The 20,526-nt window shown below is 70.8% G+C and carries 17 protein-coding genes; 12 read left to right on the top strand and 5 right to left on the bottom strand.

Annotation, left to right across the window (positions count from 1 at the left end; translation table 11 throughout):
* Positions 1–33: 33 nt before the first annotated feature.
* Positions 34–684 carry a hypothetical protein gene (locus tag ID810_RS07360; protein ID WP_166854796.1) on the top strand — a complete coding sequence of 217 codons (651 nt, stop codon included), beginning with the start codon at positions 34–36 and terminating at the stop codon, positions 682–684.
* Positions 685–787: 103 nt separating this feature from the next.
* Positions 788–1,867 carry a glycosyltransferase family 2 protein gene (locus ID810_RS07355; protein WP_196781485.1) on the top strand — a complete coding sequence of 360 codons (1,080 nt, stop codon included), beginning with the start codon at positions 788–790 and terminating at the stop codon, positions 1,865–1,867.
* 106 nt (positions 1,868–1,973) lie between these two features.
* Here ID810_RS07355 and ID810_RS07350 read toward each other — a convergent pair whose 3' ends face one another.
* Positions 1,974–3,326, bottom strand: a complete 1,353-nt coding sequence (locus tag ID810_RS07350; protein ID WP_166854797.1) for a sensor histidine kinase — start codon at positions 3,324–3,326, stop codon at positions 1,974–1,976.
* Positions 3,323–4,042: a LytR/AlgR family response regulator transcription factor gene (locus ID810_RS07345; RefSeq protein ID WP_235931398.1), complete on the bottom strand. Its 720-nt coding sequence runs from the start codon at positions 4,040–4,042 to the stop codon at positions 3,323–3,325. Before ID810_RS07345 ends, ID810_RS07350 begins: the two co-directional genes overlap by 4 nt.
* Before the next feature lie 170 nt (positions 4,043–4,212).
* Between ID810_RS07345 and lepA the strand changes: the two genes are divergently transcribed.
* The 6 genes from lepA (at position 4,213) to ID810_RS07315 (ending at position 12,193) form a co-directional block, all read left to right on the top strand.
* On the top strand, positions 4,213–6,087 hold the full coding sequence (lepA, locus tag ID810_RS07340; RefSeq protein ID WP_166854799.1) for a translation elongation factor 4: 1,875 nt from the start codon (positions 4,213–4,215) through the stop codon (positions 6,085–6,087).
* A 3-nt stretch (positions 6,088–6,090) separates the two neighbouring features.
* On the top strand, positions 6,091–7,065 hold the full coding sequence (gene trmB, locus ID810_RS07335) for a tRNA (guanosine(46)-N7)-methyltransferase TrmB (RefSeq protein WP_166854800.1): 975 nt from the start codon (positions 6,091–6,093) through the stop codon (positions 7,063–7,065).
* Positions 7,062–8,333 carry a radical SAM family heme chaperone HemW gene (gene hemW, locus ID810_RS07330; protein WP_166854801.1) on the top strand — a complete coding sequence of 424 codons (1,272 nt, stop codon included), beginning with the start codon at positions 7,062–7,064 and terminating at the stop codon, positions 8,331–8,333. The genes trmB and hemW overlap by 4 nt, the downstream gene beginning before the upstream one ends.
* A gap of 94 nt (positions 8,334–8,427) precedes the next feature.
* Positions 8,428–9,498, top strand: a complete 1,071-nt coding sequence (locus ID810_RS07325; protein WP_166854802.1) for a Fic family protein — start codon at positions 8,428–8,430, stop codon at positions 9,496–9,498.
* Positions 9,499–9,619: 121 nt separating this feature from the next.
* Positions 9,620–10,678, top strand: coding sequence for a ferrochelatase (gene hemH / locus ID810_RS07320; protein WP_166854803.1), 1,059 nt, complete (start codon positions 9,620–9,622; stop codon positions 10,676–10,678).
* Between the two features lie 111 nt (positions 10,679–10,789).
* Entirely contained in the window at positions 10,790–12,193 is a 1,404-nt protein-coding gene (locus tag ID810_RS07315) for a sodium:proton antiporter (RefSeq protein WP_166854804.1), read from the top strand.
* A gap of 88 nt (positions 12,194–12,281) precedes the next feature.
* Here ID810_RS07315 and ID810_RS07310 read toward each other — a convergent pair whose 3' ends face one another.
* The gene (locus tag ID810_RS07310; RefSeq protein ID WP_413227857.1) at positions 12,282–13,229 is read right to left on the bottom strand and encodes a DUF3097 domain-containing protein; all 948 of its coding nucleotides are present in this window, start codon (positions 13,227–13,229) and stop codon (positions 12,282–12,284) included.
* Positions 13,230–13,576: 347 nt separating this feature from the next.
* Between ID810_RS07310 and hrcA the strand changes: the two genes are divergently transcribed.
* Both hrcA and dnaJ read left to right on the top strand, forming a co-directional pair.
* The gene (gene hrcA / locus ID810_RS07305) at positions 13,577–14,626 is read left to right on the top strand and encodes a heat-inducible transcriptional repressor HrcA (protein WP_166854806.1); all 1,050 of its coding nucleotides are present in this window, start codon (positions 13,577–13,579) and stop codon (positions 14,624–14,626) included.
* A 54-nt stretch (positions 14,627–14,680) separates the two neighbouring features.
* On the top strand, positions 14,681–15,808 hold the full coding sequence (gene dnaJ, locus ID810_RS07300) for a molecular chaperone DnaJ (protein WP_166854807.1): 1,128 nt from the start codon (positions 14,681–14,683) through the stop codon (positions 15,806–15,808).
* Positions 15,809–16,134: 326 nt separating this feature from the next.
* On the opposite strand, the gene ID810_RS07295 is transcribed toward dnaJ, so the two are convergent.
* Positions 16,135–16,908: a YggS family pyridoxal phosphate-dependent enzyme gene (locus tag ID810_RS07295; protein ID WP_166854808.1), complete on the bottom strand. Its 774-nt coding sequence runs from the start codon at positions 16,906–16,908 to the stop codon at positions 16,135–16,137.
* 69 nt (positions 16,909–16,977) lie between these two features.
* On the opposite strand from ID810_RS07295, the gene ID810_RS07290 reads away from it, so the two are divergent.
* Positions 16,978–17,889, top strand: a complete 912-nt coding sequence (locus ID810_RS07290) for a 16S rRNA (uracil(1498)-N(3))-methyltransferase (protein ID WP_166854809.1) — start codon at positions 16,978–16,980, stop codon at positions 17,887–17,889.
* Positions 17,890–17,960: 71 nt separating this feature from the next.
* On the top strand, positions 17,961–18,866 hold the full coding sequence (locus ID810_RS07285) for an EamA family transporter (RefSeq protein WP_166854810.1): 906 nt from the start codon (positions 17,961–17,963) through the stop codon (positions 18,864–18,866).
* Positions 18,867–19,299: 433 nt separating this feature from the next.
* Here ID810_RS07285 and ID810_RS07280 read toward each other — a convergent pair whose 3' ends face one another.
* Positions 19,300–20,202: a helix-turn-helix domain-containing protein gene (locus ID810_RS07280; protein WP_166854811.1), complete on the bottom strand. Its 903-nt coding sequence runs from the start codon at positions 20,200–20,202 to the stop codon at positions 19,300–19,302.
* Between the last annotated feature and the right edge of the window lie 324 nt (positions 20,203–20,526).

Here is a 20,526-nt window from a genome sequence, read left to right as displayed (position 1 = left end):
TTAGACACAGACACTCCTGAAAGCAGACCAACCATGAACGCCCTGACGGCCTGGTGGAAGAACGTCGAGAAGAAGCACGAGACCGCTGCCCAGTTCGTCGTGTTCTTCATCCTGTCCAACGGCATCACCGTGCTCCAGCTCGTCCTCATGCCGGTCTTCCGCTGGTTCTTCGGCCTGACGTCCTTGGAGGGCACCGCCTTCCAGTTCCTGCCGGTGGGCTCCAGCGGCGGCCAGACCGTCTACCTCTTCGACTACACGGCGGGGCCCATCCTGCCCGACGGAACCGGCGGCGGCCTGGCCTACTTCCTGGCCGTCGAGGTCACCCTGCTCATCGCCCAGGTCATCAACTTCTTCGCGCAGCGCTCCATCACCTTCAAGTCGAACTCCTCGATCTGGAAGGCGGCCATGTGGTACGCGATCGCCTACGTCGTGATCACGATCGTCGCCGCCGCCCTGCAGGTGCTCTACAAGGCCCCCATCTACTCGTGGAGCATCGACCTCCTGGGCGCGCGCACGGGCGAGACGGTTGCCGACGTCGTCACGATGATCATCAACGCGGCCGTCTCCTTCTGGGTGTTCTTCCCGATCTTCAAGGTCATCTTCACGCAGGTGCCCGAGAAGACCGAGGCGGCCGAGACTGCTGAGGCAGCTGAGGCGGTTGAGGCAGTTGAGGCGCGGTCCTGAGCGCACCGGCTCTGCCTGCCCCGTCTCACCGTACGACCGCGGTGCCGCCCGTCGCCTTGCTAGGCTCGGCCCGTCCGCGTTCCCCTGAGAGGACCTGCTGCCCGTGGAGCCGCTGCTGAGCGTCGTCGTGCCCTCCTACAACGCCGAGGCATGGCTCGAGCGCTGCGTCGACAGCCTCGTTGTCGACGGCGGCGAGGTCGAGGTCATCATCGTCGACGACGGCTCCACGGACTCCACTCTCGCTCTGGCCACGGACCTGGCTGCACGCGCCCCCGGCGTCGTCGTCGTCCACCAGGACAACAAGGGCCACGGGGGCGCCGTCAACACCGGCGTCGCCCACGCCACCGGCACCTGGCTCAAGGTCTGCGACGCCGACGACGCCCTGGACCCCGTCGCCCTGCGCGACCTGCTGGCCCGCCTGCGCCAGTGGGACATCGACTCCACCGCCCCGGACCTCGTCGTGACCAACTTCGTGTACGTGCGCGAGGGCTCCGAGGCCTGGCACAGCATGGGGCGGCGCTCGCGCCTGCTCGTGCCCCACCGTCCGACGGCCAGGCGTGCCGCCCACGCCGTGCGCTTCCACGGACTCATTCCCGAGGACCGGGTGGGCACCTGGGACGACGTGGGCCGCTTCCGTGCGGACCAGTACCTCATGATGCACGCCCTGCTCTACCGCACCGAGGTGCTGCGCGCCTCGGGCACGGTCCTGCCAGAGCACTGCTTCTACGTCGACAGCGTCTTCGCCTTCGAGCCGCTGACCGCCGTGAGGTCCCTGACCTACCTCGACCTCGACCTCTACCTCTACACGATCGGGCGTGAGGGCCAGTCCGTCGCCGACGACGTCATCGTGCGCCGCCTTGACCAGCACGACCGGGTCAACGCCCTCATGCTCGAGGCTCTGCCGCAGGAGGGTGAGATCGGCTCCTCCCTCTACGGCTACCTCCTGCACTACTACCTCATCAACTGCGTCGTCATCTCCACTATGGCGCTGCGCTCGGGGACCGAGCAGAACCTTGCCATCAAGGAGCAGCTGTGGACGCGGATGGCTGAGCGCCGCCCGGACGTTCACCGTCGTCTGCGCCGCACGGTGCTGGGCCGTGCCATGAACCTGCGCGGGCCGCTGGGGCGGCGCGTGCCCGTCGTCGGCTACCACGTCGCCCGCCGCGCCCTCAACCTCAACTGATCCGGCCCGGCTGCCGTGAGAGGCGGCTCAGCCCTCGCCCGCCTGCACGGGGCCCGGGGGAGCAGCGCTCGTGGGGGAGGCGCAATCACAGGGCCAGGCCGCAGCGTCACTTGACCGGGGGAGCAGCGCTCGTGGGGGAGGCGCTCTCCGGCACCGGCAGGAGCACGCGCAGCCGGAAGGTGCCGTGGCCGGTGGGCGAGGCACTCATCTCGCCGTCGTAGCGGGCCGCCGCCTGACGGATGGAGGCCAGGCCGAAGCCGTGCTGGGATGTGTCCTCCTTCGTCGTGGCGAACAGCCCGTCCCTGCTCACACCGCTCACAGCGGCGCCAACCAGTGGGTTCTCGATCTCGATGACAACGAAGCCCCGACGTCGTCGGATATCGAGACGGATGACGCGGTCCTCGGGCGCTGCGACCCTCACGGCGGCCTCGATGGCGTTGTCGAGCCCGTTGCCGAGGATCGCCGCCATGTCCATGGGTGACAGGAAGGCCAGGGCGGCGCCGTCGGCCATCATCCTCAGCGTCACCTCCCGCTCGGCGCAGACCTGCCCCTTGTCGGTGAGGATGACATCAAGGACCGGGTTGCCTGAGCGGACGAAGGCCGCGTAGGGGCGCACACTGGCCTCGAGCTCGTCGAGCTGGTCGCGGCGCACCTGAGGGTCCTCCTCGCCCCGGATCGCCGTCACCAGGTTGCGCAGGTCGTGGTACTTGCGGTTGACGACGTCCATCGCCCGCTTGGAGGCCAGGTACTGGTCGTACTGCGAGCGCAGCAGCGCACGCGAGGTGGCCAGCTCGCGTGCGGCACTGGTCTGGCGCGCCGTCTCCCGCTGGGCGTACAGCACGACGTAGCCGCACAGGTCCACGAGAGTGCGGATGTAGAAGATCTCGCGGCCCAGCCGCCCGGAGAAGGGGGTCGCCGTCGACACGAAGGACAGGTTGGACAGGGCGAAGGTGATCGCCGCGATCGCTGTGGAGACGGCCACGTCCACCGGCGTGGGGGACGGGTCCGAGTGCATCTGGCGGCGCTCGATGGCCAGGAGCAGGCCCAGCATGAGGGTGTCGAAGACGACCATGGTGGCGACTGCGAGCGCGAATGACGACGCGGGGGCGGCGATGGTGGACAGGCTCAGCTGCCACTGCAGGGAGGCTACGAGCTCGGCGACGACGAAGGCCCGTACGACCAGATACGTCGAGCGCCGCACCGAGCCGCCCAGGGCGAGGTGCAGGACGAGCCACATGAGGCCGACCGCCCCCACCATGGCCGGCAGCCACGCCCACATGGGCAGGGTGCCGGCCAGGAGCTGGTAGAGGGCGATGACCGGCAGCGCGGTGCCCAGGACGACGACGGCCCGCCGGGCCGGGTCCGTGGCGCGCCAGGCGGCCAGCACGTAGACGAGGCAGGCGCCCCACTCGGCCGCCGCTGTCCACAGCCGGGGGATGTCGGGCAGCTCCTCGCTCATGGGTCCGCCCCGGCAAGGTGCTCGGTCAAGGCCTCTATGAAGCCCTTCTTGCGTGGGCGCGAGATGCGCAGTCCCTGCCCGGTGCTCATGACCGACTCCTGGTCGTGCACCCGCATGACGTGGGCGAGGTTGACGATGTAGCAGGAGTTCGAGCGGTAGAAGCCGTGCGGGACAAGCAGCGGCTCCATCTCCTTCAGGGTCCCGGTCAGGGAGATGACCCGTGAGGTCAGGTGGATGTCGAGGCGGTGGCCGACGGACTCCAGGTAGACGATGTCAGCCATGGGCACGCGCTGCACGCCCGAGGAGTCGCGCACGGTGAGGCTGCGCCGCTCGCGCCGGCCCAGCGACTCCAGCGCCCGCGACATCTCCTGGGCGAAGGAGGAATAGGGCACGGGCTTGAGGAGGTAGCCCAGGGCGGAGACCTCATAGCCGTTGATGGCGTACTGGGGGGCGGAGGTGATGAAGATGATGATGACGCTGGGGTCTCGGCGTCGGATCTGGCGGGCGGTGTCCAGGCCGTCCGTGCCCGCCATCTGGATGTCGAGCAGGAGGATGTCGTACTCGGGGCGGTAGGAGCGCAGGAGCTGGTCGCCGTCGGGGAACAGACGGGTGCGCAGCTCCAGGTCCCGCTCGGCGGCGAAGCGCTCGAGGTAGTCGGTGATGACGCGCGCGTGCCTCGCGTCGTCCTCGACGACGCCGATCAGCAGGCCCGCCACACATTCCTCCTCCCGTCGTGCCATCACCCTTCATCATGCCCGTTTGGGACGGCGACGATGAAGGACCTCGGGGCCGAAGGGGCCCGTCTCACAGCGCACGGCTGGGAGCGTGCACGCGGGGCGTGGGAGACTGGAGGACATCTCCTCGCACCTCACCCGGAAGAACCCACGTGTCACCGATCCCCACGCCCGAGCAGGCCGCCACCGTTACCCCTGCGGCCACCGCGCCCGAGCTGCTGCGGAACTTCTCGATCATTGCGCACATCGACCACGGCAAGTCGACCCTGGCGGACCGCATGCTGCAGGCCACCGGTGTCGTCCAGCCCCGAGACATGCGCGCCCAGTACCTCGACCGCATGGACATCGAGCGCGAGCGCGGCATCACCATCAAGTCGCAGGCCGTGCGCATGCCCTGGACCGTCGGCACCGGGGATGCGGCGCGCACCTACGCGCTCAACATGATCGACACCCCGGGGCACGTCGACTTCTCCTACGAGGTCAACCGCTCCCTGGCCGCCTGCGAGGGCGCCGTCCTGCTCGTTGACGCCGCCCAGGGCGTCCAGGCCCAGACGCTGGCCAACCTCTACATGGCCATCGAGGGTGACCTCACCCTCATCCCGGTGCTCAACAAGATCGACCTGCCGGCGGCGGAGCCGGAGAAGTACGCGCGCGAGATCGCCTCGATCATCGGCTGCGACCCCGAGGACGTCCTGCGGGTCTCCGGCAAGACCGGCGACGGCGTGCCCGAGCTGCTGGACCGCATCGTCGAGACTGTCCCCGCGCCCGCGGGGGAGCCGACGGGCCCGGCCCGCGCCATGATCTTCGACTCCGTGTACGACACCTACCGCGGCGTCGTCACCTACGTGCGCGTCGTCGACGGCGCCTTGCGGCCCCGTGAGCGCATCGAGATGCTCTCGACCGGCGCTGTGCACGACCTGCTGGAGATCGGCGTCATCAGCCCCGAGCCGCAGCCCTCCACGGGCCTGGGCGCGGGCGAGGTCGGCTACCTCATCACGGGCGTCAAGGACGTACGCCAGTCAAAGGTCGGTGACACGGTCACCACGGCCCAGGACCCCGCCACCGAGCCGCTCGAGGGCTACCAGGACCCCAAGCCCATGGTCTTCTCCGGCCTGTTCCCCGTGGACGGCTCGGACTTCCCGAACCTGCGCGACGCCCTGGACAAGCTCAAGCTCAACGACGCCGCTCTGACCTATGAGCCCGAGACCTCCGTGGCGCTGGGCTTCGGCTTCCGCTGCGGCTACCTCGGCCTGCTGCACCTGGAGATCATCCGCGAGCGCCTGGAGCGCGAGTTCAACCTCGACATCATCTCCACCGCCCCCTCGGTGGTGTACCAGGTGACGATGGAGGACCGCAGCACCCACACGGTCACCAACCCCTCGGAGTTCCCCGAGGGCAAGGTGGTGGACGTGCGCGAGCCGGTCGTCTCCGCCACGATCCTGACCCCCAGCGAGTTCGTGGGCACGGTGATGGAGCTGTGCCAGTCGCGCCGCGGCACGATGACGGGCATGGACTACCTGTCCGAGGAGCGCGTGGAGATGCACTACACGCTGCCGCTGGCGGAGATCGTCTTCGACTTCTTCGACGCGCTGAAGTCGCGCACCCGCGGCTACGCCTCGCTCGACTACGACATGGACGGCGAGCAGAGCGCCGACCTGGTCAAGGTGGACATCCTGCTCAACGGGGACAAGGTGGACGCCTTCAGCGCCATCGTCCACAAGGACGCCGCATACTCCTACGGCCTGATGATGACCAAGCGCCTCAAAGAGCTCATCCCGCGCCAGCAGTTCGAGGTCCCGGTGCAGGCCGCTGTGGGCTCGCGCATCATCTCGCGTGAGACGATCCGCGCCCTGCGCAAGGACATGCTCGCCAAGTGCTACGGCGGTGACATCTCCCGCAAGCGCAAGCTGCTGGAGAAGCAGAAGGAGGGCAAGAAGCGCATGAAGGCCATCGGCCGCGTGGAGGTCCCCCAGGAGGCCTTCATCGCCGCCCTCGGGGCGGACACCCCCACCGGTAAGGACAAGTGAGCGATGGCCCAGGTCCACCCGTTGCAGTCGCACGCCATACACTCGCGCGTGCGCTCCTACTCGCGCGCCGGCGGGCGCCTGACGCAGGCGCAGAGGCAGGCGCTGGCCGAGCACGGTCCCGCCTACGTCGTCGACGTGCCCCGGGCCGACGCCATCCGCACCGTGGACGCCGGCTTCCGGCTCGACCCCGCGGCCGCCCTGGGCCACCTCGGCCAGGCCCGCCCCGTCGTCGTCGAGGTCGGCTCCGGCGGCGGCGAGGCGGTGCTCTCGGCCGCCGCCGCGAACCCGGGCACGGACTACCTGGCCGTCGAAGTGTGGGAGACGGCGATCGCCAGGATCGTGCGCGAGGCGGCCCGGGCGGGGCTGCGCAACCTCAAGGTGGTGCCGGCCGACGCCTCCCAGCTGCTGGCCACCGCGCTGCCCGTGGCGAGTGTGAGCGAGGTGTGGGTCTTCTTCCCCGACCCCTGGCGCAAGCCGCGCCACCGCAAGCGCCGCCTCGTCAACGAGGCTTTCGCGGACGCAGTGGCGCGTGTGCTGCGCCCGGGCGGCGTGTGGCGCCTGGCCACCGACTGGGCGGACTACGCCTGGCAGATGCGCGACGTCCTCGAGGCAGCCTCCGCCCTGCCCGAAGGGTTGGAGACCGACCAGACCCGCCCCTACTTCAGGTACGACGACGCCGGGGCCCGGGCCGAGCTCGGAGCGGCCAGTGCCGAACCGGGCTCGCGGGGCAACGGGCCGGACCCCGGCTCGCCGTCGGGCGTCCTGGGCGGCTGGTCCGAACGCTTCGAGGGCCGGGGCCTCACCCGTTTCGAGCAGCGCGGCATCGACGCCGGGCGCACGATCCGTGACCTGACCGCCGTGCGCACCGAGGAGGCCTGGGTGCCGCGCCGCCGCCAGCCGGTGCTTGAGCAGATCGATGACCGGACAGCCACCCAGGCCCCGGCCGCCTGGCGGAGCGCGGCGGGCGGGCACGTGTGAGCCCGCGCCAGCCCGACGGCGAGCCCCTGCCAGGGGCGGGCGACCTGCCCGCCCAGGTCCTGGCCCCGGCGCCCGACGGGAGCGCGCGGCCCTTCTCGGTGTACCTGCACGTGCCCTACTGCCGGGTGCGCTGCGGCTACTGCGACTTCAACACGTACACGAACCTCAACATGGGCGGCGGGGCGTCGGCGTCGGACTACGTGAGCACCCTGGCGGGCGAGCTGCGCCTGGCGCGCGAGGCGATGGACCGGGCGGGCCTGCCGAAGCGTGCCGCACAGACGGTGTTCCTCGGCGGGGGCACGCCCACGATGCTTCCGGCCGGCGACCTGGCGCGGATGGTCGCCCTTGTGCGCTCCACCTGGGGGCTGGCCGAGGACGCGGAGGTGACGACCGAGGCCAACCCGGAGACCGTCGACGAGCGCTACCTGGTGGCGCTGGCCGAGGCGGGTTTCACACGCGTGTCCTTCGGGATGCAGTCGGCTGTGCCCCATGTGCTGGCGACGCTGGACAGGACGCACACGCCCGAGCGGGTGCCGCTCGTCGTCGAGTGGGCGCGCAGGGCGGGGCTGTCGACGAGCCTCGACCTCATCTACGGCACGCCGGGGGAGTCCATGGAGGACTGGGCCCGGAGCCTGGAGGCGGCGGTGCTCACCGGGCCGGACCACATCAGCGCCTACGCCCTCGTCATCGAGGAGGGCACGCGGATGTGGGCCCAGGTGCGTCGCGGCGAGCTGGAGATGCCGCAGGACGACGACGAGGCCACGAAGTACGAGATGGCGGACGCCGCCCTGGCCGCCGCCGGGTACGAGTGGTACGAGATCTCCAACTGGGCCAGACCCGGGGCGCAGTGCCGCCACAACCGGGCGTACTGGCAGGACTGGGACTGGTACGGCGCGGGGCCCGGGGCGCACTCGCACTTCGGTGACGTGCGCATGTGGGGCCTCAAGGCTCCGGTGGCCTGGGCCGCGCAGGTTGCCGCGGGGTGCCTGCCGGTGGCCGGGCACGAGGTCGTCGACGCCGAGGCGCGCGAGCTCGAGCGGGTCATGCTCGGCATCCGCCTGCGCGAGGGGATCGCGCTGGACGCTCTGGCGCGCCCCGGTGAGGCGACGACGTCGGACGGCACGCCCCGGCGGCTCGTGCCCGTGGTGGCGCGCCTCGTGGGGCAGGGGCTGCTCGAGGCGGCGCCCGCTCTGCGCGGGCGCGCCGTGCTTACCCTGCGCGGTCGGCTCATGGCGGATCACGTCACCGGCTGCCTCGTCGGGCAGTGAGGCCCGGGCGGGACCTCGGGTGCGGCGGCGGGGTGTGCGGCGGACGGCGGTCCTCCCCGAGATCGCCCGTGCCCGCCCTCCGCTCTCCCCGGCCATGGCGGCCAGGGAGGCCTCGGCGGTCGCCGCTATCGCGCGCTTCGACCAGGACTCGGGAGCCGCGCTCCTGCCCTACACAGCCCTGCTGCTGCGCAGCGAGTCATCCGCCTCGTCCCGGATCGAGAGACTCACCTCCTCCGCCAGGAAGGTCATTGAGGAGGAGTCCTTCGGCGGGATCGGGGGCAACGCCAGGGCCGTCGTCGCCAACACCCGAGCCATGCGAGAGGCGCTGGCGCACGACGGAGCGCTCAGCACGGGCTCGCTCCTGCGCATGCACGAGGCCCTGCTTCGTCCCCATGCCCCTGACGTCGCCGGGCGGCTGCGTGACGAACCCATATGGATCGGCGGCGGCGAGCACGCACCCGTCGACGCACTGTTCGTCCCGCCCGTCCACACTCGGGTCCCTGGCGCCCTCGACGACCTCATCGCCTTCACCGTGCGCACCGACCTCCCGCCCCTCACGCGTGCCGCCATCGCCCACGCCCAGCTCGAGACCATCCACCCCTTCGCCGACGGCAACGGACGCACGGGGCGGGCCCTCATCCACGTGCTCCTGCGGCAGTCGGGGCTGGGGGTCTATGCGCCCCTGCCCATCTCCGCGGTCCTCCTGGCAGACACGAGCACCTACTTCCACGCCCTCGACGCCTACCGTGAGGGCCGTTGCGAGGCGGTCATCGATCTCGTCGTCGACGCCGCCCAGGAGGCGGCCGACCTCGGCCTCAGGGCCGGGACGTCCCTGCGCGCCGTCCACGAGCACTGGGAGACGCTCATCACCTCTCGTACCGGTACTCCCGACAGGTCGATCGTCCGTCTGCTCCTCAGCCAGCCGGTGCTCGACGTCGCCACGACCGCACGCGAGCTGGGCGTCAGCGAGCAGGCCGCTCGGCGAGCCTTCTCCCGGCTCGAGAGCGCGGGCGTCGTCGTCGGCTACCAGGTGGCGCGGGGCCGTCGGGCGTGGCGGGCGCCGGACGTCCTCGATCTCATGGACGACGTCACCGCGGGCCTGCGCCGCCCCCGTGAGCCCTGCCCGGCGGGCGGGGCCCGCGCCACCGCGGCGCGGGGGAGATGACACGACGTCGGTCAACAGACGTCGTCGCGGCGGCTAGACTCCCGTGACGACGAAACGGCGGGATGTGTCGCGAAATGCCGTCACGATCCCCGCACCCCCATGACCCACCGAAGGAGGGCCAGTGGCCCCCGACGCCGACGCACGTCCACTCGACCCGCGCCCCGCGCTCGTCATCGCCAACCTCGGCACCCCGGCAACCCCCACCGCCAAGGACGTGCGCCCGTACCTGCGCGAGTTCCTCTCCGACCGCCGCGTCGTCGAGATGCACCCCCTCCTGTGGCGCCCCATCCTCGAGACGATGGTCCTCATCCGCCGCCCCGCGGACTCCGCCGCCAAGTACCGCACCGTCTGGCGCGAAGGGATGGAGCACACCCGCTCCGGCAGCCCCCTCATGCACTACACCGAGCGGCAGGTCGCACTCGTCCAGGAGGCCCTGGGAGACGACGTCGTCGTGCGCGTGGCCATGCGCTACGGCGATCCCGGCGTCCAGGACGTCATGCGTGAGCTCATGGACTCGGGCCACCGCCGCATCGCCCTTCTGCCCGCCTACCCCCAGTACTCCGCCTCCAGCCAGGCGCCCGTCATCGACGAGGCCATGCGCTTCATGCTCGCCTCACGCAACCAGCCCGAGCTGCGCACCGTGCGCTCCTTCCCCGTCAACGAGACCTACATCGAGGCCCTGGCCGCCCCCATCGAGGCCCACTGGGCCGAGCACGGACGCCCCGACCCCTCGCGCGGGGAGCACCTGCTGTGCTCCTTCCACTCCATCCCCGCCGCCATGCACGCGGCCGGCGACCCCTACCGCTCCGAGTGCGAGGCCACCGTCGCCGCCCTCGCTGAGCGCCTGGGCGTCACCGTCAGCCAGGACAACGGGGACGACGGCGCTCTCGTGCTCACCACCTTCCAGTCCGTCTTCGGGCGCTCGGAGTGGATCGGCCCCGCCACCATCGACACCGTCGAGGCGCTGGGGCGGGCGGGTTGTCCGCGCCTGGACGTCATCTGCCCCGGCTTCATGAGCGACTGCCTGGAGACCCTGGAGGAGATCGACCAGCTCAACCGCGAGACCTTCACCGAGGCCGGCGGCGGCACCTTCACCTACCTGCGCTGGGGCAACGATTCCGAGGGCTGCGCCCAGACCCTCATCGAGCAGGCACGAGGGCTCCTGGCCGGCTGGCTCTGACTCTCCTCCCTGATCCTGGGACGTGCAGCGTCGTACAGTGGAGCGGCGCGCCCGGCCGCCCTTCTCGTGGGCCCCAGCCGCACCAGACCGATCCGTCCTCGAGGAGTCTCAGTGCACCTGCAGTGGTGGTCCATCCTGCCTTTTGCCGCAATGCTCGCGTCTATCGCGGTCCTGCCGCTTGTGCCCAGGACCGCCCACTGGTGGGAGAAGCAGTCCAGCCAGCTCGCCGTCGCCCTCCTGCTGGGCCTGCCCGTGGCCGTGTGGATGTGGTTCGCCCTCGGCTGGCAGGCGGTCTTCGCCTCCGTCGTCGAGTACGGGCAGTTCATCGCCCTGCTGCTCGCCCTCTTCATCGTCTCCGGCGGCATCTTCCTCAAGGGAGACATCGAGGCCACCCCGCGCAACAACACTCTCTTCCTCGCCGTCGGTGGCGTGCTCGCCTCCTTCATCGGCACCACGGGCGCGGCCATGCTCCTCATCCGGCCCCTGCTCAACACCAACCAGGAGCGCCGCTACCGCGTGCACACCGTGCTGTTCACGATCTTCGTCGTCGCCAACTGCGGAGGTCTGCTCACCCCGCTGGGGGACCCGCCGCTCTTCCTCGGCTTCCTGCGCGGCGTCCCCTTCACCTGGACCTTCAGCCTCGTGTGGGAGTGGGCCTTCGTCCTGGCCATGATGCTCGCCGCCTACTTCGCCCTCGACTCCTACTACTACGCCCAGGAGCCCGCCTCCGCCGTGCGTGAGGACCGCGAGGACATCGAGCCCCTCGGCCTTCGCGGTGCCAGCAACCTCGTGTGGTTCGTCGTCATTATCGGCGCTGTCGCCCTGACTCCGTCCGTCGACGTTGAGGCCATCGAGGCCGGACACGCCACCCTCACCGACTGGGTGCCGCTACGCGAGATCATCATGCTCGCCGCCGCCTGGTGCTCCTACCGCTTCGGGGACAAGCGCGCCCGCTTCGAGGACAACCAGTTCGAGTGGGGCCCCATTGCCGAGGTCGCCACCCTGTTCATCGGCATCTTCCTGACGATGATCCCGGCCCTGCACTACCTCGACCAGGTCGCCGGCTCCCTGCCGCTGAACGAGATCACCTTCTTCGTCTTCACCGGGGGCCTGTCCTCAGTGCTCGACAACGCCCCCACCTACGCGACCTTCTTCGAGATGGCCGGGCAGGTTGCCCACCCGGGCGGTGCGACGGTGGCAGGCGTGCCCGAGACCTATCTCGTGTCCATCTCGCTGGGTGCGGTGCTGTGCGGGGCGCTGACCTACATCGGCAATGGCCCCAACTTCATGGTCAAGTCCGTCGCCGAGGGCCGTGGGGTCGAGATGCCCTCCTTCGGTGGCTACGTCGCCAAGTCCTTCACCTACCTGGCGCCCGTGCTCGCCGCCATGGTGTGCCTGTTCATCGCCGAGCCGCTGTGGGCCAAGGCCCTAGGCTCCCTCATCGTCGCCCTCCTGCTGGGCAACAACGTCCGACTGCTCGCTCACGCCCGCCGCCTTAAGCTCCAAGACTCCTAACCGCGAGAACTGGTGTTATTCCCCACGAGTTCTGGTGTTATCCGCCGCGAAAACTGGTGACGTTCCCCGCGAGGCCTGACGTACCGGCTCAGCAGGTGCCCGGGGCGGTGACGAAGTCGATGAGCTCCTCCATGCGCCCCAGCAGGCTCGGCTCAAGATCCTTGTAGTTGCGCACGGTGGCGAGGATGCGCTGCCAGCCGCGGGCGACGTCGGCCTGGTCCGCGTGCGGCCAGCCAAGGACCTCAAGAGTGCCGCGCTTGATGTCGGTGCCGCGCGGCACGTGCGGCCACGCCCGCAACCCCAGGCGCTCAGGCCGGACCGCCTGCCACACGTCCACGTAAGGGTGGCCTAGGACCAACACGTTGTCCCCGCCGGGCATGGCGCGCACGCGCTCGGCGATGCGCGACTCCTTGGAGTCGGGCACGAGGTGGTCGACGAGCACGCCGGCACGGCGCTCGGGGGAGGGGCCGAAGGAGGCCATGACCTCCTCGAGGTGGTCGACGCCGTCGAGCATGAGCACGACGACGCCCTCGTGGCGCAGGTCATCACCCCACACCTTCTCCACGAGCTCGGCGTCGTGGCGGCCCTCGACCCAGATGCGTGAGGCCCGCGCGACCCTCGCCGGGCCGCGCTCGACCGCGTAGGAGCCGGAGGCCGTGAGCCTCCTGCCGGCGGCGCTGACGGGGCCGGTGGGCGCCGTCGGACGGGTGACGGGCGGGTCGAGGATGACGGGCCGTCCATCGATCCAGAAGCCGGGGCCCAGGGGGAAGCCCCGGCGGGTGCCGTGACGGTCCTCGAGGACGACGACGTGGCGGCCACCGGACTTCTCGACGGCGACGGCGGCGCCGACGAAGCCGGTCTGGCGGTCCTCGACGACGAGCCCGTGGCTGACAGGCACGTGGACGGACTCGGGGCGCACCGCATGGGGCCCCACCCGGTGGGGGTCGGTGCGCAGTACGTCCCCGCCATAGCGGTCCGACGTCGTGGGTCGAGCGGACGGGGCAGCCTCGGCCCGGCGCCGCTCCAGTGGGGTCATGGCGCGCCTGCCGGCAGCGCGCATGGCCTCCTGCTCGCGCTGGGCCTGCTCTCGCAGGGCGGCGCGTCTGGCCGCCGTCGAACCTGGCACGGGTGCGGTGCCCCGCATAGGCACGGGTGCGGTGCCCCGCATAGGAGCGGGTGCGGTGCCCCGCATGGCTCCGGGGGTGGTGCCGGCTGCTGAGGGTCGTCGGGGCGTGTTCACTCAGGGCACGGTAGGGGAACCTCACGGCTAGGGGTGGCCTGACCCGCCGAGCCCCGGCGTAGGATGGCACTCACACCGCGAGAGTGCTAACAGCCCGGCGCGCTGCCGGGGTGAGAGCGGGACGAGGAGGAAAGGAGACCCGCATGGCCGACGACCGCCGCCTCAAGGTCCTGTCCGCCATCGTCACTGACTTTGTGCGCACCCGCGAGCCGGTGGGCTCACGCGCCCTGGTCGAGCGCTATCAGCTCGGCGTCTCCCCGGCCACGATCCGCAACGACATGGCGGCCCTCGAGGACGAGGGCTACATCCAGCAGCCCCACACCAGCGCCGGGCGCGTGCCCACAGAGAAGGGCTACCGCCTCTTCGTCGACGAGGTCGCCCGCGTCAAGCCTCTGTCAGCCCCCGAGCGGGCCGCCATTACCGCCCTGCTCACCGGAGAGGCGGACCTTGAGCAGGTCGTCGCCCGCACTGTGCGCGTGCTCGCCCAGCTCACGGGCCAGCTCGCCGTCGTCGAGTACCCCAGCCTCAGACTCACCTCCCTGCGCCACCTCGAGCTCGTGGCCCTTGGCCCCACCCGCATCCTGCTCGTCATCATCACCGACACCGGCCGCGTCGAGCAGCGCACCGTCATCATGGACGGCGACGTCGTCAGCCTCCCGGCCCTGGAGCACCTGCGCGTGCGGCTCAACGCCGCCCTCGTCGGCTGCCGCGCGGCCGACGTCGTCCCCGCCCTGGAAGCCCTGGGCGAGCAGGCCCCCGCCGAGGAGCGCGTCTTGCTGCGCGCCGTCACCGGCGCCCTCGAGGATGCCCTGTGCCCCGACGCCGAGGAACGCCTCGTTGTCGCCGGGACCGCGAACCTGGCCCGCTCCACCCCGGACTTCTCCTCCCTGGGCCCCCTGCTCGACGCCGTCGAGGAGCAGGTCGTGCTGCTGCGCCTGCTGGCCGACGGCGGCGCCCCGGCCTCACACGCCGCCGACGACGGCATGCGCGTGTCCATCGGTTCGGAGAACCGCGACGACGCCCTGGCGGAGGCCAGCGTCGTCTCAGCCTCCTACACGGCCGGCTCGGACGACGCCGTCGCCCACCTGGGAGTCATCGGTCCCACCCGCATGGACTACCCGGCGACGATGGCCTCCGTACGCGCCGTCGCCCGCTACCTCACCCGTTTCCTCGCGGGGTCTGCTCACCAGTGAGCCCCCGCCCCCTGCTGAACGCACGATGATGAACACGAAGGACGATCCCCACCTGTGAGCGACTACTACGAGCTGCTGGGCGTGAGCCGAGACGCCACCGCCGACGAGATCAAGAAGGCCTACCGCAAGAGGGCCCGACAACTGCACCCCGACGTCGCCGGCCCGGGGCACGAGGACGAGTTCAAGGCCGTGTCGGTCGCCTACGACGTGCTCTCGGACGCTGACAAGCGCAAGATGTACGACCTCGGCGGCGAGGATGCGCTGCGCGGTGGCCCCGGCGGCTTCCCCGGTGGGGACTTCTCCGACCTGGGGGGCATGTTCCAGGCCTTCTTCGGAGGTGGGCAGGGCCGGGGCCCGATCTCACGGGCCCGCCGCGGCCAAGACGGGATGGTGGCCGTGCCGGTCACGCTCGCGGACGTCGCCTTCGGGGCGACCAAGAGCGTGAAGGTGGACACCTACGTCCAGTGCGCCACCTGCCACGGCTCGTGCTGCGCGCCGGGAACCTCCCCGGTGCAGTGCACCGGCTGCAACGGCCAGGGCCAGGTCCAGCGCGTTCAGCGCTCCTTCCTGGGCAACATCATGACCAGCGTCCCGTGCCCCGAGTGCGGCGGCTACGGCACGAAGATCGTCACCCCCTGCCGCGACTGCGCGGGCGAGGGACGCAACCACGTGCGCCGCGACATTGAGATCAACGTTCCCGCCGGCGTCTCCACGGGCACGCGCCTGCGCCTGTCCGGCCAGGGGGAGGCCGGGGTCGGCGGCGGCCCCGCGGGTGACCTCTACGCCATCATCCAGGAGGAGCAGCACCCCAGCCTCGAGCGCGACGGCGACGACCTCTACACCGAGCTGCGGGTGCCGATGACCGCCGCGGCCCTGGGCGCCAACCTCAGTGTGGAGACTCTGGACGGGGACCAGGAGGTGACCGTGCGCGCGGGCGCCCAGTCGGGTGACGACATCCGCTTGGAGGGCCTGGGCGTGGGGCGCTTGCGCCGTAAGGGCCGTGGTGACCTGCACGTCGTGCTCACCGTCGAGACGCCCACCCGGCTCACCGACCGCCAGAGGGAGCTGCTCGAGGAGCTGGCCGCCCTGCGCGGTGAGGACGGGTTCGTCGCCGTCGAGGAGGGGCTGCTCGACCGGATCAAGAACGCCGGCAAGGGCGGCAAGTCCCGCAAGCGCCGCTGAGCCCGGCCCCCACCGGCTGGGGCTTGCACGCTCATGTGACTGGTGTGACTTGGCCGATTCGGACTTTTCGTTGGTATTCCGCCGTTTGGGCCGTTTTGCCGAACGTGGCCTTTTTTGCTCCCATGTGCATGGGCAACCTCCATGCACATGGGAGCTGAAGCACTCGAGAACGCCGATCGAGAAAACCGCATGATTCCGCCGTTTTCAACAGACGTCGACGAGCGTGAGCGTGCAAGCCCGCCAACACGGGTCTTCGCGGGGCCACCACGCCACGGAGCTCAGTCCTCACCCCGTCGTGAGCCATGGGTGACGCCACCCGCTGAGGCTCAGCGACCGCTGGGACGGCCGGGCCAGTAGAGGCTGTCCGGGGTGGGACGCCGCCCGAAGATCGCCTGGCCCACCCGCACGCAGGTCGAGCCGTGCTCGACGGCGAGCTCGAAGTCGCCGCTCATCCCCATCGACAGCTCACCCTCGCCCACGGTGCCGGCCTGCCGGGCCGCGTCACGCAGATCGCGCATGAGCTGGAAGCAGCCGATGACGCGCTCACGGTCCTCGGTGTGGGCGGCGAGCGTCATGAGCCCGCGGACCCTGAGTGAGGAGTAGACGCTCAAGGAGGTCAGGAATTCAGGCACATCCTCGGGCACCAGACCGAACTTGGTGTCCTCGCCGGAGGAGTTGACCTGGACGTAGACGTCAAGGCCGCGCCCGGCGGCCTGGAGACGCCGGTCAAGCGCCTCGGCCACACGTAGGGAGTCCAGTGCCTGGAACTCGTGGGCGAAGGCGGCGACGTCCTTGGCCTTGTTGGTCTGGAGGTGGCCGATGACGGCCCAGTGGATCGCCAGGTCCGCCATGGCCCGGGCCTTGCCCAGGGCCTCCTGGACCTTGTTCTCACCCATCTGGGTCACCCCGGCCTCGTAGGCGGCGCGCAGGCGGGGCTCGGTGACGGTCTTGGTCACGGGCAGGAGCCGGACGGCGGCGCCCTCGCGCCCGACGCGTGCGGCAGCGGCGTCGATGCGTGCGCGCACCGCCGCCAGGTTCGCGGCGATCTCGGTGACGCTGTGGGCGTGCTCGGGGAAGGTGTCGGACTCACGGGCGCTCATGGCAGGCGACGCTAGCACCGGGGTGCCAGGGTGCCGAGGTGCCCGGGCCCGGCCCGTAGGCTGGGGCGCGTGACCGCCCCTGTCTTCGTTCTCACCGCCGACACCCTCGAGCCCGCCGGGGTGGCCGCCACCGCGCAGGCCGGGACCTCCCTCGTCCTCACCGGAGCGGAGGCCCGCCACGCGGTGACGGTGCGGCGTCTGCGCCGCGGTGAGCGGGTCGATCTGGTCGACGGCGAGGGGCTGCGTCTCGTGTGCGAGGTCACCGAGGCGGGGGCCGACGGCGCGAAGGACCGGCTGGGCGTGCGCGTGAGCGAGCGCGTGGAGGAGCCGGCCCCACCGGTGCGGCTGACGCTGGTTCAGGCGCTGGCCAAGGGCGGGCGCGACGAGCAGGCGGTCGAGACAGCGACGGAGGTCGGCGTCGACCTCGTGCTGCCCTGGCAGGCGGGGCGCTGCGTGTCGGTGTGGAACGGGCCGAAGGCCGCCAAGGGCCGGGCCCGATGGGAGACGACGGCGCGCGAGGCCGCCAAGCAGGCCCGTCGGGCGCGTGTGCCGGTGGTGGATGAGGCGCGCTCGACGGCGCAGCTGTGCACCTGGGTGCGAGACACGGTCGGGGCCGGGGGAGTGGTGCTCGTGCTGCACGAGGAGGCCACGGCCCCGGTCGGTGGTGTGAGCCTGCCGACGGCGGCCGGGTACACCGGTCAGGCTGCCGAGACTGTCGGTGGCGGGGCAGGCGGTGCCGGGCACGGGCACCTCGGTCAGGCCGACGGCGGAGCCCAGGCCGGGGCCGACGCCACGAGCGCACCCGCCCCGGTGGTGGCCGTCGTCGTCGGACCCGAAGGTGGTATCAGCAGTGAGGAGACCGCAGCCCTGGAGGCGGTGGGGGCGACGACGGTGCGGCTGGGACCGCACGTGATGCGCACGGCCAGCGCCGGGCCGGTGGCCCTCGCGGTGATCGCCCAGCGGGCCGGGCTGTGGCGATGACAGGCAACCGGGGGACGCGCCCGTGCGGGGCGTGCTCGGCCCGACAGTGACCGGCGGAGAGCGACTGACACGTGTGGATCCTCCTGGCCGTGGCCTCCGCCCTGTTCGCGGGGCTGACCGCCGTGCTCGCCAAGCTCGGCGTGCGCACCACCGACTCCGTGCTCGCCACCGCGCTGCGCACCCCGGTGATCCTCGTGGGGGCGTGGGCGATGACCGTCCTCAGCGGGTCGGTCACGCAGCTGGGGCACGTGCCGCTGGCCGGGCTCGGCTGGCTGGCCTGCTCGGGTCTGGCGACGGGCGCATCATGGCTGTGCTACTTCCGGGCGCTCCAGCTCGGCAACGTCTCCCAGGTGGCACCCGTGGACAAGATGAGCACCGTGCTCACCGTGCTGCTGGCGGTCGGCCTGCTCGGTGAGCCGCTCGGCCCGCTGGGCTGGGTCGGCCTGGTGACCATGACAGTTGGGACGCTGCTCATGCTCGAGCCCGACGACCTGCGTGCGCTGGCCCACTCGCTGGGACCGGGGGTGCGGGAGAGGGGATGGCTCGTCTACGCCTGCGGGTCGGCGTTCTTCGCCGCCCTGACGGCGATCCTCAGCAAGCTCGGAGTGGCCGGCGCCGATGCGGTGCCCTCAGACCTGGCGACGGCGGTGCGCACCCTCGTCGTGCTCATCATGGTCTGGACCATGGTTGCGGTCTCCCGCTTGAGCCAGGGAGCGGCCTCCGGTGGCCGGCTGCGCGTCGTGCGCCGCGAGCTCGGCTGGGTGCTGGCCTCCGGGGCGGCGACCTGCGCGTCGTGGCTGTGCTACTTCGCGGCGCTGGCGGACGGTCCTGCGAGCGTGGTCGTGCCGATCGACAAGCTCGGTGTGCTCGTCACCGTCGGCTTCTCGGTCCTTGTGCTGGGAGAGCGGGTTGGGTGCCGGTCCCTGGCCGGCCTGGTGCTGCTGACGGCCGGCACCATCATGATGGCCGTGGGGTGAGGCCGGGTCGGGCGCCGCCTCAGCGGGCGCCTGACGCCAGCGGGCGCCGGGACGCTCAGGAGGCCCAGCGGAAGCTGTCGCAGCCGGCACCGACCTCGAAGAAGTACCTCACGATGCCGCGGTCCTGGCCGCGTCATCGCCCTCGGGGCGCGTCAGCGTCGCCTTGTCGCCCCTGCCGGTGAGCGTAAAGGCCTGCGTGCCGAGGCGTTGGCCTGCTCGACGTGCGAGCGCAGGGCCGCGACAACGTCATCGGCGAGGGGAGTGTCGAGGTACTCCCGCACCGCGTGGCAGGTACGCATGGCATTGGTGACGGGTATGAGAAGCCGTTCCTTTCGTTGCGTACTACGAATCCTATGGCTCGCTCGATGGCCCGGTAAGAGGCGTCGGTAGCCGCGGTCGAGCTCGTCCTGGTCCCTACCGCCGTTCGGCGACGCTACCGACGGTTGCTGATGTTCGTGACGGTGGCGCCGCCGTCGGACTTCGTGGCCTTGGCCGTCCAGTTGGGGACGTACGGGCGCTCAAGCGCCGCGAACCAGTTATCGATGTGCTCGGGCGCGTTGGGGGGCGGGACGAGTGCAGTGGCGATGAGCCAATGGACGGGCTGGTCCGGCCCGCAGAGGGAATCAACCCACCCCTCCCACTCTTCTTCCTCGACGGTGGTGTTGTCCTCAATGAGGAGGTCGTGGGAGGCGATGACAGCTCCGAGGGCGAGGATGTCGTGGAGGACGAGAGCCTCAGCCATGCTGCGCACCAGGGGCTCCGCGGGCGCAGGGGCTCCGTCGTGCAGACGCCGGGTGAGGTCCATTGCCACTGCCCGCATCTGGAAGACGAACTCGTAGTCGTACCGGGTCAGCCACAGCGCGGGCAGGGTGTCGGCGATGTGCGACTCATCGAGCAGGCCCAGGTGAGCGCCGCGGGGCAGGAGGGCGAGATCGCGGAGGTTCTCCTCGACGGCCTGGTGGTAGAGGAAGGAACCCAGGGCGAAGCAGCGGGCCGCCCGCTCGCCCAAAGTGCTGGCGAGAAGAGGTGAGTAGGCGACGGCGAGCATCGTAGGAATCTTGTCCCACGGAGGCACCCCGAGGTCGTCGGTGGGGGCATCATCGTAGATGCCGGTGAGGGCGATCCGCTCCTCCCAGGTGGGCAGGTGCCAGCCCAGGGCGTCCCACACCTGTTCCTGCTTGTCGCCACGCACCTGAGTGCGTCCGGCCTCGTAATTGCGCCAGGTCTGTTCCGTCACGCCGGCGAGCTGGGCCATCTGCTGCACGCTCAGCCCCAGTTGCCGACGGCGATCGCGCATGTCCTCCCCGATGGCCGGGTCGTAGGGGTCATGAAACATGAGATGAAGGTGGCCTGGCTCCTGCTTGTCAACCATGGCGGGTGCTCCTCGTTATCGGAACGTGTGATGCCGACGACGGTAACAGGGGGAGGGGCGGGCAGCGAGAGGTGGTCGATCTAGGGCGCGCCGAGGCTCGGCGTCTGTCAGTGCGAAGGCCGTTGACAGGTAGTCGACGACTGCGGCGCGGATGTGCTCATCCTGGAGGCTGGGGAGCAGGAGGGGCATGGTGCTGTGGTGAAGGGTGAAGAAGAGCGCAGGCTGGTGGCTGGTGCTGGGCTCGTGGGCCTGAGGTGAGGCTAGCGCAGAGGGAGCATGTCTGGGCTG

It is taken from the genome of Actinomyces respiraculi (assembly GCF_014595995.2).
Lineage (GTDB): Bacteria > Actinomycetota > Actinomycetes > Actinomycetales > Actinomycetaceae > Actinomyces > Actinomyces respiraculi.
Note: the sequence above shows the minus strand (reverse complement) of the source record. Positions and strands in the feature narration are given on the sequence as shown.